Raw genomic sequence first — 14,174 nt, 5'->3', positions numbered from 1 at the left:
GTGCCCCTCTCGCGCTTCTTCATCCTGGAGTTGAACCCATGAAATCCTATGACGTGGTGATCATTGGCGGTGGCCCTGGCGGCTATAACGCGGCAATCCGTGCAGGCCAGCTGGGCCTGACCGTTGCCTGTGTGGAAGGCCGCTCGACCTTGGGCGGCACCTGCCTCAATGTCGGCTGCATGCCGTCCAAGGCGCTGCTGCATGCATCCGAGCTGTACGAGGCCGCCAGCGGCGAGGAGTTCGCCCACCTCGGTATCGAAGTGAAGCCCACCTTGAACCTCGCCCAGATGATGAAGCAGAAGGACGAGAGCGTTACCGGCCTGACCAAGGGCATCGAGTACCTGTTCCGCAAGAACAAGGTCGACTGGGTCAAGGGTTGGGGGCGTCTGGATGGCGTTGGCAAAGTCGTGGTCAAGGCCGAGGACGGCAGCGAAAGCACCCTTCACGCCAAGGACATCGTCATTGCCACCGGCTCCGAGCCCACGCCCCTGCCAGGCGTGACCATCGACAATCAGCGCATCATCGATTCGACCGGTGCCCTGTCCCTGCCCCAGGTGCCCAAGCACCTGATCGTCATCGGCGCCGGCGTCATCGGCCTCGAGCTGGGTTCGGTATGGCGCCGCCTGGGCAGCGAAGTGACTGTCATCGAATACCTCGACCGCATCTGCCCGGGCACCGATGAAGAAACCGCCAAGACCTTGCAGAAGGCCTTGGCCAAGCAAGGCATGAGCTTCAAGCTCGGCAGCAAAGTCACCCAGGCCACCTCGTCGGCTGATGGCGTCAGCCTGACGTTGGAGCCCGCCGCCGGTGGCGACGCACAAACCTTGCAGGCCGACTACGTGCTGGTGGCCATCGGTCGCCGCCCCTACACCCAGGGCCTGAACCTGGAAAGCGTAGGCCTGGCGACCGACAAGCGCGGCATGCTCAGCAACGATCATCACCGCAGCTCGGTGCCTGGCATCTGGGTGATCGGCGATGTCACCTCAGGCCCGATGCTGGCGCACAAGGCTGAAGATGAAGCGGTGTCGTGCATCGAGCGCATCGCCGGCAAGGCCCATGAGGTCAACTACAACCTGATCCCCGGTGTCATTTATACCCGCCCCGAGCTGGCCAGCGTCGGCAAGACCGAAGAACAGCTCAAGGCCGAAGGCCGCGCCTACAAGGTGGGCAAGTTCCCCTTCACCGCCAACAGCCGCGCCAAGATCAACCATGAGACCGAAGGGTTCGCCAAGGTGCTCGCCGATGCCAACACCGACGAGGTACTGGGCGTGCACCTGGTGGGCCCGAGTGTCAGTGAGATGATCGGTGAATTCTGCGTGGCCATGGAGTTCTCGGCGTCGGCAGAGGACATCGCCCTCACCTGCCACCCGCACCCGACCCGCTCCGAGGCGTTGCGCCAGGCGGCGATGAATGTGGAAGGGATGGCGATGCAGATCTGACAAAACCTCGGCCACAGGGGCCGGTGCTGGCACGGTTGATACGGAGATCAACCGTCTGGCGCCCTCCCAGGCAGATTTTTACAACCCGGATATGCTGGACGATGGAGCAGTAAACCCCCGAGTTTTCGGGACCAGTGGCAACAAGGAGGTTCACCATGTCATCCACCCCGCGTGTACGTCGTTCGCTCAGCGATATCCAGGCCGACTACGACCAAGGCAAAAAAGCAGAACTTGAGAACCTGATCCGCGCCTGGAAGGGCATCAAGGATCTTCCCGCTAACGACCCAAACTCCTTCTTCACCCTCGGCGGCCTGCATGGCGAGCCATTCCGTGACAAGGGCAAGACAGACCCCAACTGGTGGGGCGGCTACTGCCAGCACGGGACGGTGCTGTTCCCAAGCTGGCACCGCGCCTACCTCTGGCGCCTGGAAGAGGCGTTGCGCAGCATCCCCGGCTGCAAAGACGTGACCTTGCCGTTCTGGGATGAATGCAGCGATGCATCACGGGAAAACGGTATCCCGTCGGCCCTGACCCAAGAATATTTCGAGCTCGACGGCCAGAAAATCGACAACCCTCTGCGCTCCTTCGTGTTCCCGAAAGCCATCACCGACGAGGTGGAGGACACGCCGATCATCTACAGCAAGCCGGAAGGCTACGAGACAGTGCGTTACCCGCTGTCCGGTTTGGTGGGCACTGATGAGGACCGCGCAAAGACCGACGCCCATAACGCGCAATTCCCAGACCCAGAGCAGAACATCGGCTACCTCAATAACAACATCAGTACCTGGCTGAGCGGCAAGATCAAGATCGGTGGCAGGTGGCGTGGCGAGGTGTTCACCCGCTTCGAAAACTGCCTGGACGCGCCCACCTACACCCTGTTCTCCAATACCACGTCGGCCGCCGCGAAAAGCAAGGCTGACCCAGCGGGCACTCACCATGTCTCCCTGGAAGAGCCGCATAACTTCATGCACCTGGCCGTCGGCGGCTTCGACTACCCGGGGCAAGGCAACAATTCGGCGATCCCGGGTGCCAACGGCGACATGGGCGAGAACGAGACCGCCGGCCTGGACCCGATCTTCTTCTTCCACCACTGCTTCATCGACTATGTGTTCTGGACCTGGCAGCGTCGGCAAGGCGCGACTGATGAATTCAGCATCGATGCCACCGATCCCGGCGCCAGCTACTACAAGCCCGATGGCGTGCAACCGCCAGCAGGGGCAGCAGGCCTGGACCCGAATGCCATCCTGAGCCTGGACACTACGCTTGACCCGTTCGTAAAGGCCGACGGCAGCCCTTTCACCACCCGTGACTGCTTCAACATCGAAACCCAGCTGGGCTATGGCTACGGCAAAGGCTCGCTGGACGCCTACACCCAACCCAACAAGCCGTTGCTGTTCAAGGCCGAGGCCGTGCAACCCGCTGGCAAGACCTTGCGCGTCAGCCGCATCAACCGGGGCAAGATCCGCGGTTCGTTCCTGATCAGCGCCTACGCCAAGGTCGATGGCAAGCGCGAATACCTGGGGACCCGGCCGATACTCAGCCGCTGGCATGTAGAAGGCTGCATGAACTGCCAGACCCACCTGGAAGCCACCGCTACCTTCAAGCTGCCACTCAACGCCGACAACTCGGCGATTGATGAAGGCACAATCGAAGTGGAAGTACAGACCCGTGACACGGTGCTCAAACGGCCAGAGGGGGCCAATCTGCTCAATAGCAGCAACGCTGTAGCCGCTGACGTGCCATTCAAACTGGAAACCTACTGAGCCACCGCCGGCGCAGCATCCTAAGCCTGGCTTCGGGTGCTGCGCTCAGGCGCTTGAACGCTGTCGGTCCCTACGCTCATAGGCAATGATGATTGCACCGGCGATCATCACGGGCAGGTGAACAGACGGTAGGCAAAATGCGATCAGCATCAACGGCCAACAGGTGGCGTAGCACCACACCCCATGCAGCGCCCCCTTGGCCAATGGGTTGGCGACGCGGGCGGGCCGATGGCAGTGCGCTAGGCAACGCGCCCTGAACGCGCACAACTGCCACCCCCCTGCCCCTATCAGCGCCAGCAACCCTGCTGCGAGTGGCGAGCCGGTGAAAGAAACCAGCAACAGCGCAATCATCAACAGCAGTGCACTGCCCGCCAGCCACACGCCAAAATACCCCAGCAGAAATGCCGCGACAGCGGGCGCTCGGTGGTAGGGCCTTGATTGATGCCACAGATGCGCCAATGGCCCCTGCAGCGCGGGCAGCATCATCGCGACCAGCATCAACCCCACCGCACCGGTGAAGACGGCGAAGTCCATGCTGGAATAATAGAGGCGCAGGTTCAGCCATCCCTCGGTCAACATCGAGGGCGAGCCGGAAATACAGAACGATTCAAGATCGTGGTGGCTGTCGTTATTGAGCGCCATCCAGACAAAAGCAACGAGGCTGGCAGCCCATAACGCGCATTTGAGCGGATCACTGCAGGTGTCGCGCACCCATGCTGGCAGGGGCGCATTAGCCTGGCGCGCCATCAGACGACCTCCCTGTCATCGGCTAGACGGCCTGGCTCATTGCCTGTGCCGCGCTAGTGACTATAGAGCAGGTTGCTAAGGCTCGCCGGTACGCCGACTGATGGTGACAGGGACGCCTGGATGCTCCGCTGGCTGTGCCGCAGCGCTCTGCAAACAAGAGCGCCGCAGCCTGGCATTACCTTCAGAACGTCGCGTTCTTGAGCGAGATGTGGCAGTTCTTGTAGTCGTAGTCGACCAGTGTCACGACACCGGAAACATTCGATTTTTTCCCAACGGAAAGCGCATTGACCATGCTGGTATTGGTCGATTCAGCGTGGATATCCACGTCGCCAACGCTCAGCATTACCCGATACGCCTCGAGCCCTTGATTGATCATGGCGACTTCACCGTTGGTGGAGAAGGTCTTGCCGCGGTACAGGCTGTTTGCACGCACCTTGTTTTCTTTCGTGACACGGCAGATTTCTGCAAGGCTTTGATCGATAGCAACTGGCGCGGTCGCCTTCTGAATTTCCTGCATTGTTTGCTCTAAATTCGCGCAACCCGAAAGGGCTACGAAAGGCAGCGCGGCGAAGAGGCAATTACGAAGAGCTTTCATGTGGACAACCTTACAGATGATTGAAGAAGTGCTTTGGCCTTGAGCACACCCTGACTGGAGAAATTTCAGACAGTTCCATACGAACCTCGCGGGCTAATGCAGGCGTGGCCGATAGGCGATGGCTAGGCGTTGGGCTGACTTGCGGAAAATCGGGCACTACCGGTCAGGACGACGGCGGCAGCGAAGTAAGAAGGGGGGACAGCAGGCATCAGTCATTCCTTTGAGGCGCGTTTGAATGTGTTCAATCCCTTGAACCGGCCGAAAGTTATACCAAAATCGGTTTTATTGCGCAAAAAAGCACCAGCACCTGCTGTTGATCACAGCGGGGCCGGTGCTTTTTAACGGTTGCCCGTAGGTTTATTCCACCGTCACCGATTTTGCCAAGTTGCGCGGCTGGTCAACGTCGGTGCCCTTGAGCACCGCCACGTAGTACGACAGCAACTGCAGCGGGATGGTGTACAGGATTGGCGCCAGGGCGTCAGCGATGTGCGGCACCTTGATCACGTGGGTGCCTTCACCGTTGGTCATGCCAGCGTGCTCGTCGGCAAACACCACCAACTCACCGCCACGGGCACGCACTTCCTGCAGGTTGGACTTGAGCTTCTCCAGCAGTTCGTTGTTCGGCGCCACAGTCACGACTGGCATATCGTTATCCACAAGTGCCAGCGGGCCGTGCTTCAGCTCGCCTGCCGGGTAGGCTTCGGCGTGGATGTAGGAGATTTCCTTGAGCTTGAGCGCGCCTTCCATCGCTACCGGGTACTGGGCGCCGCGGCCCAGGAACAGGGTGTGGTGCTTGTCGGCGAACAGCTCGGCGATCTTCTCGACAGTTGCGTCCATGGCCAGTGCCTCGCCCAGGCGGGCCGGCAGGCGACGCAATTCTTCAACCAGCTCGGCTTCGACACCGGCTTCGAGGGTGCCGCGTACTTGGCCCAAGGCCAGGGTCAGCATCATCAGCGAGACCAGCTGGGTGGTGAACGCCTTGGTCGAAGCAACACCGATTTCCGGGCCAGCCAGGGTCAGCAGGGTCAGGTCGGATTCACGCACCAGCGAGCTGATGCCGACGTTGCAGATCGCCAGGCTGCCGAGGAAGCCCAGCTCCTTGGCGTTGCGCAGGGCAGCCAGGGTGTCGGCAGTCTCACCGGATTGCGAGATCGAGACGAACAGGGTGTCGGGCTGCACCACCACCTTGCGGTAGCGGAACTCGCTGGCGACTTCGACCTGGCAAGGGATGCCGGCCAGGCTTTCCAGCCAGTAACGGGCGACCATGCCGGCGTGGTAGCTGGTGCCGCAGGCAACGATCTGTACGTTGCGCACTTTGGCGAACAGGTCGGCGGCTTTCGGGCCAAAGGCCTGTACCAGCACGTGGTCTTTGCCCAGACGGCCTTCCAGGGTGCGCTGGACCACGCTTGGCTGCTCGTGGATTTCTTTGAGCATGAAGTGACGGTAGTTGCCCTTGTCCGCCGCTTCTGCACCTTCGTGATATTGCACGGTTTCACGTTGGACCTTGTTGCCAGCCTGGTCCCAGATGCTGACCTGGTCACGGCGGATTTCAGCGATATCGCCTTCTTCCAGGTACATGAAACGGTCGGTGACCTGGCGCAGGGCCAGCTGGTCCGAGGCCAGGAAGTTCTCGCCAAGGCCCAGGCCGATCACCAGCGGGCTGCCGCTGCGGGCAGCTACCAGGCGGTCTGGCTGTTTAGCGCTGATCAGGGCCAGGCCATAAGCACCGTGCAGGCGCTTCACTGCAGCCTTCAGCGCGTCGGTCAGGTCTGCAACGGTCTTGAGCGTGTGGTGGATCAGGTGGACGATGACTTCGGTATCGGTCTGCGAGGTGAACACGTAGCCGAGGCCTTTGAGCTCTTCACGCAGTTCTTCGTGGTTCTCGATGATGCCGTTGTGCACGACCGCCAATTCACTGCCCGAGAAGTGTGGGTGGGCATTGCCTTCGGTTGGCGCGCCGTGGGTAGCCCAACGCGTGTGTGCGATACCCAGCTGGCCGACGAGCGGCTCGGCGGCCACGGCAGCTTCCAGCTCGCTGACCTTGCCAATCCGGCGGCGACGCTCCAGCCCACCCTGCTGGCTGTAGACCGCCAGGCCGGCACTGTCGTACCCGCGGTACTCAAGGCGCTTGAGGCCTTCGATCAGGATGGCGGTGATATTACGTTCGGCTACGGCACCAACGATTCCACACATGTTCATTGCTCCTGGCTGATCGCGGCGCAAATCAGGTTGATGCCGCGGGCTTGAATTTGTTCGCGTGCCGCTGCGGGCAGGCGTTCGTCAGTAATGAGGGTATTCACGCTGCCCCACGGCAGCTCAAGGTTGGGGATCTTGCGCCCCACCTTGTCGGACTCGACCATCACGATCACCTCACGGGCGACCTCGGCCATGACTCGGCTCAGGCCCAGCAGCTCATTGAAGGTGGTGGTACCCCGGTTGAGGTCGATGCCATCGGCACCGATGAACAGCTGATCGAAATCGTAGGAGCGCAACACCTGCTCGGCAACCTGCCCCTGGAACGACTCGGAGTGCGGGTCCCAGGTACCACCGGTCATGAGCAGTACAGGCTCATGCTCGAGATCGCTGATGGCACGGGCCACGTTCAAGGAATTGGTCATCACCACCAGGCCAGGCTGTCGGCCCAGCTCGGGAATCATCGCCGCAGTGGTGCTGCCACTGTCGATGATGATCCGCGCATGTTCGCGGATACGCCCTACCGCCGCACGGGCAATGGCCTTCTTGTAGGCAGACACGGGCTGGGCCGGCTCACCGAGCAGCTCTTGCGGCACCGGTACCGCACCGCCATAGCGGCGTAGCAACAGGCCGTTGGTTTCTAGGGCAGCGAGGTCTTTGCGAATGGTCACTTCCGAGGTTTCGAAGCGCTTGGCCAATGCATCCACACTCACCTCCCCTTGCTCACTGAGCATGGCCAGGATGTTGTGGCGGCGTTGAGGCGTGTTACGTTTCGACATGAGCGCTTAAGTTTCGTTTCGAAAGATAATGGTTGCAATCAAAACCTAAGACGCACGTTTCGTCAAGCAGTTGCTGCCCTGTGGATAGTTTCCCCCTTGTAGGAGCGGCCTTGTGTCGCGATGGGCCGCAACGCGTCCCCAGTGATTTCGAGGTAAAGTTCCATTTTGGGGCTGCGTTGCAGCCCATCGCGACACAAGGCCGCTCCTACAGGGACCGCAACTCACGCCCAAAAAAAAGCCGACTTATGCACATAAGTCGGCTTCGATCGAAACAGCTGTGTATAACTCAGCTCTTCTTGATCTTCTCCGGCCGCTTCCAGCCATCGATGTTGCGCTGGCGCGCACGGCCCACGGCGAGCTGGCCCGCTTCTACCGTCTGGGTGATGGTGGAACCGGCGGCCGTCGTAGCGCCGGATTGGATATCCACAGGCGCCACCAACGAATTGTTGGAACCGATGAACACGTCCTCACCCATCACGGTCTTGAACTTGTTGGCGCCATCATAGTTGCAGGTGATGGTGCCAGCGCCGATGTTGGTGCGCGCGCCGATTTCGGCGTCGCCCAGGTAGCTCAGGTGGCCTGCCTTGGCGCCTTCGCCCAAGTGAGCGTTTTTCAGCTCGACGAAGTTACCCACATGGGCCTTGGCATCCAGCACGCTGCCGGGGCGCAGGCGAGCGAACGGGCCGGCATCGCTGCCCTCGCCCATCACCGCACCTTCGATGTGGCTGTTAGCCTTGACCACCACACCCTTGCGCAGGGTGCTGTTCTTGATCACGCAGTTGGGGCCGATCTCTACGCCGTCTTCGATGACCACCTGGCCTTCGAGGATCACGTTGATGTCGATCAGCACATCGCGACCAACGGTCACTTCACCCCGTACATCGAACCGCGCCGGGTCACGCAGGGTGACGCCCTGGGCCATCAGGCGGCGGCCTGCGCGCAGCTGATAGTGGCGCTCGAGCTCGGACAGCTGGCGACGGTCGTTGGCGCCCTGCACTTCCATCGGGTCTTCGGGTTGCTCGGTGGCAACCACCAGGCCATCGGACACCGCCATGGCGATGACGTCGGTCAGGTAGTACTCGCCTTGGGCATTGTTATTCGACAAGCGGCTCATCCAGTCCGCCAGGCGCGCCGCAGGCAGAGCCAGAATGCCGGTGTTGCCTTCCTTGATCGCTTTCTGCGCGTCGCTGGCATCCTTGTGCTCAACGATGGCCGTCACCTTGCCCTGCTCGTCACGCACGATACGGCCATAGCCGGTCGGGTCTTCGAGGGTGACCGTGAGCAAGCCCAGCTGTTGATCATTGGCCTTGGCCAACAGGCGCTGCAAGGTCTCCACCTCGATCAACGGCACATCACCGTACAGCACCAGAACGGTGTCAGCGGACAATGCTGGCAGCGCCTGGGCCACGGCATGGCCTGTGCCCAGCTGCTTGTCCTGCATGACAAAGTTCAGATCGTCAGCTGCCAGGCGCTCACGCACCTGCTCGGCACCATGGCCAATGACCACGTGGATACCTTGCGGCTGGAGTTGACGCGCGCTGTGGATAACATGGCCAAGCATGGAGTTGCCGGCAACCGGGTGCAGCACCTTGGGCAGCGCCGAGCGCATGCGGGTACCTTGGCCGGCGGCGAGAATAACGATATCGAGTGACATTACTGGCTACCAATCCTGGGCGGTCAGTGAAATGACCGGGGGGAGAAATTCGGAAAAAGAAAAAGGGTAGCCGAGGCTACCCTTTTACTCAATCGCAACAGAAGTGATCAGCCCAGGGCCGATTACTTGCCTTTGCGCATTTGCTGGACGGTACGCAGCTGAGCTGCGGCCTCGGCCAGACGTGCGGCGGCGGCGCCGTAGTCGAAGTCCGCGCCTTTCAGATTCAGGGCGTTCTCGGCAGCCTTGAGGGCTTCCTGAGCCTGAGCTTCATCCAGGTCTGCAGCACGTTGCACGGTATCGGCAAGCACCTTGACCATGTTCGGCTGAACCTCGAGGAAACCACCAGAGATGTAGAACACCTCTTGGGCGCCACCCTGCTTGGTCAGCGTGATCGGACCTGGCTTCAGATTGGTGATCAGCGGCGCGTGGCCCGGAGCGATACCAAGATCACCCAGGTTACCGTGCGCAACCACCATCTCGACCAGACCGGAGAAAATCTCTCCTTCCGCGCTGACGATATCGCAATGGACTGTCATAGCCATCTGCTTGCCTCAACCTGATAGCGCCCCTTGCGGGGCGCAGGAATTACAGTTTCTTGGCTTTCTCGATCGCTTCGTCGATGCTGCCGACCATGTAGAACGCTTGTTCTGGCAGGTGGTCGTAGTCACCTTTGAGGATGCCGCTGAAGCCAGCGATGGTGTCTTTCAGGGAAACGTACTTGCCTGGCGAACCGGTGAAGACTTCGGCCACGAAGAACGGCTGCGACAGGAAGCGCTGGATCTTACGAGCGCGGGCTACCAGTTGCTTGTCGGTCTCGGACAGTTCGTCCATACCCAGGATGGCGATGATGTCTTTCAGCTCTTTGTAGCGCTGCAGAACATACTGAACGCCACGCGCGGTGTCGTAGTGCTCGTTGCCGATCACGTTCGGGTCCAGCTGGCGCGAAGTCGAGTCCAGTGGGTCGACCGCTGGGTAGATACCCAGGGAGGCGATGTCACGGGACAGAACGACGGTGGCGTCCAAGTGGGCGAAGGTGGTCGCTGGCGACGGGTCGGTCAAGTCGTCCGCAGGTACGTATACGGCCTGGACGGAGGTGATCGAACCTTCCTTGGTGGAGGTGATGCGCTCTTGCAGAACGCCCATCTCTTCAGCCAGGGTCGGCTGGTAACCTACTGCCGAAGGCATACGGCCCAGCAGTGCGGATACTTCAGTACCGGCCAGGGTGTAACGATAGATGTTGTCGACAAACAGCAGAACGTCGTTACCTTCGTCACGGAACTTCTCAGCCATGGTCAGGCCGGTCAGCGCTACGCGCAGACGGTTTCCTGGTGGCTCGTTCATCTGACCGTAGACCAGCGCTACTTTGTCGAGAACGTTGGAGTCCTTCATCTCGTGGTAGAAGTCGTTACCCTCACGAGTACGCTCACCCACACCAGCGAACACGGAGTAACCGCTGTGTTCCATGGCGATGTTACGGATCAGTTCCATCATGTTTACGGTCTTGCCGACACCGGCACCACCAAACAGACCAACTTTACCACCCTTGGCGAACGGGCAAACCAGGTCGATAACCTTGATGCCGGTTTCCAGCAGGTCGTTGCCGCCTGCCTGGTCAGCGAACGAAGGCGCTGGCTGGTGGATACCGCGACGCTCTTCTTCACCGATCGGGCCGGCTTCGTCGATCGGGTTGCCCAGTACGTCCATGATACGGCCCAGGGTGGCCTTACCAACAGGAACGGAAATGGCAGCGCCGGTGTCGACGACATCCAGACCGCGCTTCAAGCCTTCGGTCGAGCCCATCGCAATAGTACGAACCACGCCGTCGCCCAGCTGCTGCTGAACTTCGAGGGTGGTTTCCGCGCCTTGTACTTTCAGCGCGTTGTATACACTCGGCACGACGTCACGTGGGAATTCCACGTCGATGACGGCGCCGATGATTTGAACGATACGTCCGCTACTCATAGCTGGATCCTCTGAATATGTGAACCGTTAAACCGCGGCAGCGCCGCCGACGATTTCCGAGATCTCCTGGGTGATCGCAGCCTGACGCGCCTTGTTGTAGATCAACTGAAGCTCTTTGATCAAATCACCGGCGTTGTCTGTGGCGTTCTTCATGGCGATCATCCGGGCCGCTTGTTCAGCAGCGTTGTTCTCGACCACCGCCTGGTATACCTGCGACTCCACATAACGCACCATCAAGCCGTCCAGCAGCTCTTTTGCGTCGGGTTCGTACAGGTAATCCCAGTGATGCTTGAGATCCTGATCCGGGGTTGCCACCAACGGTACCAATTGCTCGACCGTTGGCTTCTGGGTCATGGTATTGATGAACTTGTTCGAAACCACGGAGAGGCGATCGATACGGCCGTCCAGGTAGGCGTCCAGCATCACTTTGACGGAGCCGATCAGATCGTTGATCGATGGCTCTTCGCCCAGGTGGCTGATCGCGGCTACGACGTTGCCGCCAAAGATGCGGAAGAAAGTCGCACCCTTGCTGCCGATCACGCACAGGTCGATTTCCACGCCCTGTTCGCGGTTTGCGTTCATGTCCTTGACCAGGGCCTTGAACAGGTTGGTGTTCAAGCCACCGCACAGACCACGGTCACTGCTCACCACGATATAACCGGTGCGCTTAACAGGGCGCTCGATCATGAAAGGGTGGCGGTATTCCGGGTTGGCGTTGGCCAGATGACCGATCACCTGGCGGATACGCTCCGCGTAAGGACGGCTAGCAGCCATGCGCATTTGTGCCTTGCGCATTTTGCTGACCGCCACTTTCTCCATGGCGCTGGTAATTTTTTGCGTGCTTTTGATGCTCGCAATCTTACTGCGAATCTCTTTTGCGCCTGCCATGTATCACCTATCAGGTTAGCAAGCGGGGGCCTGGGCCCCCGCTGCGGCTTACCAGGTCTGGGTGGCCTTGAACTTCTCGATACCGGCTTTCAGGCCAGCGTCGATTTCGTCGTTGAAGTCACCCTTCACGTTGATCTTCGCCATCAGTTCAGCGTGATCACGGTTGAAGAAGGCGATCAGTGCTTGCTCGAAGCTACCGATCTTGGAGACTTCTACGTCAGTCAGGAAACCACGCTCAGCGGCGTACAGCGACAGGGCCATGTCCGCGATGGACATTGGCGCGTACTGCTTCTGCTTCATCAGCTCGGTAACGCGCTGACCATGCTCCAGCTGCTTGCGGGTCGCTTCGTCCAGATCGGAAGCGAACTGGGCGAATGCAGCCAGTTCACGGTACTGAGCCAGAGCGGTACGAATACCACCGGACAGCTTCTTGATGATCTTGGTCTGAGCGGCACCACCTACGCGGGATACCGAAACACCGGCGTTCACTGCAGGGCGGATGCCCGAGTTGAACATGGCCGATTCCAGGAAGATCTGACCGTCGGTGATCGAGATCACGTTGGTCGGAACGAACGCGGAAACGTCGCCAGCCTGGGTTTCGATGATCGGCAGCGCGGTCAGGGAACCGGTTTTGCCAGTCACAGCACCGTTGGTGAACTTCTCGACGTACTCTTCCGAAACGCGCGATGCACGCTCCAGCAGACGGGAGTGGAGATAGAACACGTCGCCTGGGTACGCTTCACGTCCTGGTGGACGGCGCAGCAGCAGGGAGATCTGACGGTAGGCAACGGCCTGCTTGGACAGGTCATCGTAAACGATCAGTGCGTCTTCACCGCGGTCACGGAAGAACTCGCCCATGGTGCAACCGGCGTATGGCGCCAGGAATTGCAGTGCGGCGGATTCCGAAGCACTGGCAACCACCACGATGGTGTTTTTCAGTGCGTCGTTTTCTTCCAGCTTGCGAACGATGTTGGCAACGGTGGAACGCTTCTGGCCGACAGCAACATACACACAGAAAATACCGGAGTCTTTCTGGTTGATGATGGCGTCGATGGCCATGGCGGTCTTGCCGATCTGACGGTCACCGATGATCAGCTCACGCTGGCCACGGCCGACAGGGATCATGGCGTCAACGGACTTGTAGCCAGTCTGTACAGGCTGGTCTACCGACTTACGCCAGATCACGCCTGGAGCAACTTTCTCGACCGCGTCGGTCTGAGTGTTGCCCAGCGGGCCTTTGCCGTCGATCGGGTTGCCCAGTGCGTCAACGACGCGACCCAGCAGTTCCTTACCAACCGGAACTTCCAGGATGCGGCCGGTGCACTTGGCGCTCATGCCTTCGGCGAGGGTGTCGTATGCACCCAGGATCACTGCACCTACGGAGTCTTGCTCCAGGTTCAGGGCCATGCCGTAGACGCCGCCAGGGAACTCGATCATTTCGCCGTACATGACGTCGGCCAGACCGTGGATCCGCACGATACCGTCGGAAACCGAAACGACGGTACCTTCGTTACGGGCTTGGGAGCTCACATCGAGGTTGTCGATGCGGCCCTTGATGATTTCACTAATTTCGGAAGGATTGAGTTGCTGCATTGCTCTGCTGCCCCTTCAAACTCAAGATTTCAATGCTTCGGCCAGTTTCGCGATTTTGCCGCGAACAGAGCCATCGATTACCAGGTCACCAGCGCGGATGACGACGCCGCCAATCAGGCTGGCATCCTCCGACGCGTGCAGGCGCACTTCCTGGCCTAACCGTGCACTGAGAACCTTGGCGAGTTTGTCTTGCTGTTCTTGGTTCAACGCGAAGGCACTGGTGACTTCCACGTCCACGGATTTCTCTTGCTCGGCCTTGTACAGGTCGAACAGAGCGGCAATCTCCGGCAGAAGCAGGAGACGGTCGTTTTCCGCGGCAACATGAATGAAATTCTGTGCCTGTGCATTGAACTTGTCACCGCACACGTCAATGAACGTGGCGGCCTTTTCTGCGCTCGTCAGTCGCGGGGCCTTGAGCAGGCGCTGCATGGTGTCGTCTTGCGACACCGCAGCAGCCAGGCCGAGCATGGCTGACCAATTGGCCAGTTGCTGATGGGCCTGGGCATGCTCAAAGGCAGCCTTAGCGTAAGGTCGGGCCAACGTGGTCAGTTCTGCCATGAT

The 14,174-nt window shown here is 60.1% G+C and carries 12 protein-coding genes; 2 read left to right on the top strand and 10 right to left on the bottom strand.

Annotated features, from left to right (window positions below):
- Positions 1-38: 38 nt before the first annotated feature.
- Positions 39-1,439, top strand: coding sequence for a dihydrolipoyl dehydrogenase (gene lpdA, locus HU750_RS10515; RefSeq protein WP_085272144.1), 1,401 nt, complete (start codon positions 39-41; stop codon positions 1,437-1,439).
- Positions 1,440-1,594: 155 nt separating this feature from the next.
- A complete protein-coding gene (locus HU750_RS10510; protein WP_186679320.1) occupies positions 1,595-3,202 on the top strand; it encodes a tyrosinase family protein in 1,608 nt (535 codons plus the stop codon).
- Positions 3,203-3,247: 45 nt separating this feature from the next.
- Here the strand turns inward: HU750_RS10510 and HU750_RS10505 are convergent, their stop codons facing one another.
- From HU750_RS10505 to HU750_RS10460, 10 genes are all read right to left on the bottom strand, one after another.
- A complete protein-coding gene (locus HU750_RS10505) occupies positions 3,248-3,913 on the bottom strand; it encodes a copper chaperone (RefSeq protein WP_186679318.1) in 666 nt (221 codons plus the stop codon).
- A gap of 217 nt (positions 3,914-4,130) precedes the next feature.
- Positions 4,131-4,544, bottom strand: coding sequence for a hypothetical protein (locus tag HU750_RS10500; RefSeq protein ID WP_186679317.1), 414 nt, complete (start codon positions 4,542-4,544; stop codon positions 4,131-4,133).
- A gap of 357 nt (positions 4,545-4,901) precedes the next feature.
- On the bottom strand, positions 4,902-6,737 hold the full coding sequence (glmS, locus tag HU750_RS10495; RefSeq protein ID WP_085272141.1) for a glutamine--fructose-6-phosphate transaminase (isomerizing): 1,836 nt from the start codon (positions 6,735-6,737) through the stop codon (positions 4,902-4,904).
- 2 nt (positions 6,738-6,739) lie between these two features.
- Positions 6,740-7,516, bottom strand: coding sequence for a DeoR/GlpR family DNA-binding transcription regulator (locus HU750_RS10490; RefSeq protein ID WP_027592080.1), 777 nt, complete (start codon positions 7,514-7,516; stop codon positions 6,740-6,742).
- 286 nt (positions 7,517-7,802) lie between these two features.
- Entirely contained in the window at positions 7,803-9,170 is a 1,368-nt protein-coding gene (gene glmU / locus HU750_RS10485; RefSeq protein ID WP_186679316.1) for a bifunctional UDP-N-acetylglucosamine diphosphorylase/glucosamine-1-phosphate N-acetyltransferase GlmU, read from the bottom strand.
- A gap of 122 nt (positions 9,171-9,292) precedes the next feature.
- Positions 9,293-9,712, bottom strand: coding sequence for a F0F1 ATP synthase subunit epsilon (locus tag HU750_RS10480; RefSeq protein WP_016489909.1), 420 nt, complete (start codon positions 9,710-9,712; stop codon positions 9,293-9,295).
- A gap of 43 nt (positions 9,713-9,755) precedes the next feature.
- Positions 9,756-11,132, bottom strand: a complete 1,377-nt coding sequence (gene atpD / locus HU750_RS10475) for a F0F1 ATP synthase subunit beta (RefSeq protein WP_016489910.1) — start codon at positions 11,130-11,132, stop codon at positions 9,756-9,758.
- A 27-nt stretch (positions 11,133-11,159) separates the two neighbouring features.
- A complete protein-coding gene (gene atpG, locus HU750_RS10470; protein WP_016489911.1) occupies positions 11,160-12,020 on the bottom strand; it encodes a F0F1 ATP synthase subunit gamma in 861 nt (286 codons plus the stop codon).
- A gap of 48 nt (positions 12,021-12,068) precedes the next feature.
- Entirely contained in the window at positions 12,069-13,613 is a 1,545-nt protein-coding gene (gene atpA, locus HU750_RS10465; RefSeq protein WP_027592078.1) for a F0F1 ATP synthase subunit alpha, read from the bottom strand.
- A gap of 21 nt (positions 13,614-13,634) precedes the next feature.
- A complete protein-coding gene (locus tag HU750_RS10460) occupies positions 13,635-14,171 on the bottom strand; it encodes a F0F1 ATP synthase subunit delta (protein WP_003253191.1) in 537 nt (178 codons plus the stop codon).
- Positions 14,172-14,174 lie beyond the last annotated feature (3 nt).

This window comes from Pseudomonas sp. SWRI50 (genome assembly GCF_014269095.1).
Taxonomy (GTDB): domain Bacteria; phylum Pseudomonadota; class Gammaproteobacteria; order Pseudomonadales; family Pseudomonadaceae; genus Aquipseudomonas; species Aquipseudomonas kermanshahensis.
Note: the sequence above shows the minus strand (reverse complement) of the source record. Positions and strands in the feature narration are given on the sequence as shown.

Excerpts from the sequence above, each read along its gene's own strand:
- HU750_RS10500 (WP_186679317.1), bottom strand. The coding sequence starts at position 4,544 with ATGAAAGCTCTTCGTAATTGCCTCTTCGCCGCGCTGCCTTTCGTAGCC.
- glmU (WP_186679316.1), bottom strand. The coding sequence starts at position 9,170 with ATGTCACTCGATATCGTTATTCTCGCCGCCGGCCAAGGTACCCGCATG.
- HU750_RS10480 (WP_016489909.1), bottom strand. The coding sequence starts at position 9,712 with ATGGCTATGACAGTCCATTGCGATATCGTCAGCGCGGAAGGAGAGATT.
- HU750_RS10490 (WP_027592080.1), bottom strand. The coding sequence starts at position 7,516 with ATGTCGAAACGTAACACGCCTCAACGCCGCCACAACATCCTGGCCATG.
- HU750_RS10510 (WP_186679320.1), top strand. The coding sequence starts at position 1,595 with ATGTCATCCACCCCGCGTGTACGTCGTTCGCTCAGCGATATCCAGGCC.
- atpA (WP_027592078.1), bottom strand. The coding sequence starts at position 13,613 with ATGCAGCAACTCAATCCTTCCGAAATTAGTGAAATCATCAAGGGCCGC.
- atpG (WP_016489911.1), bottom strand. The coding sequence starts at position 12,020 with ATGGCAGGCGCAAAAGAGATTCGCAGTAAGATTGCGAGCATCAAAAGC.
- lpdA (WP_085272144.1), top strand. The coding sequence starts at position 39 with ATGAAATCCTATGACGTGGTGATCATTGGCGGTGGCCCTGGCGGCTAT.
- HU750_RS10460 (WP_003253191.1), bottom strand. The coding sequence starts at position 14,171 with ATGGCAGAACTGACCACGTTGGCCCGACCTTACGCTAAGGCTGCCTTT.
- atpD (WP_016489910.1), bottom strand. The coding sequence starts at position 11,132 with ATGAGTAGCGGACGTATCGTTCAAATCATCGGCGCCGTCATCGACGTG.
- glmS (WP_085272141.1), bottom strand. The coding sequence starts at position 6,737 with ATGTGTGGAATCGTTGGTGCCGTAGCCGAACGTAATATCACCGCCATC.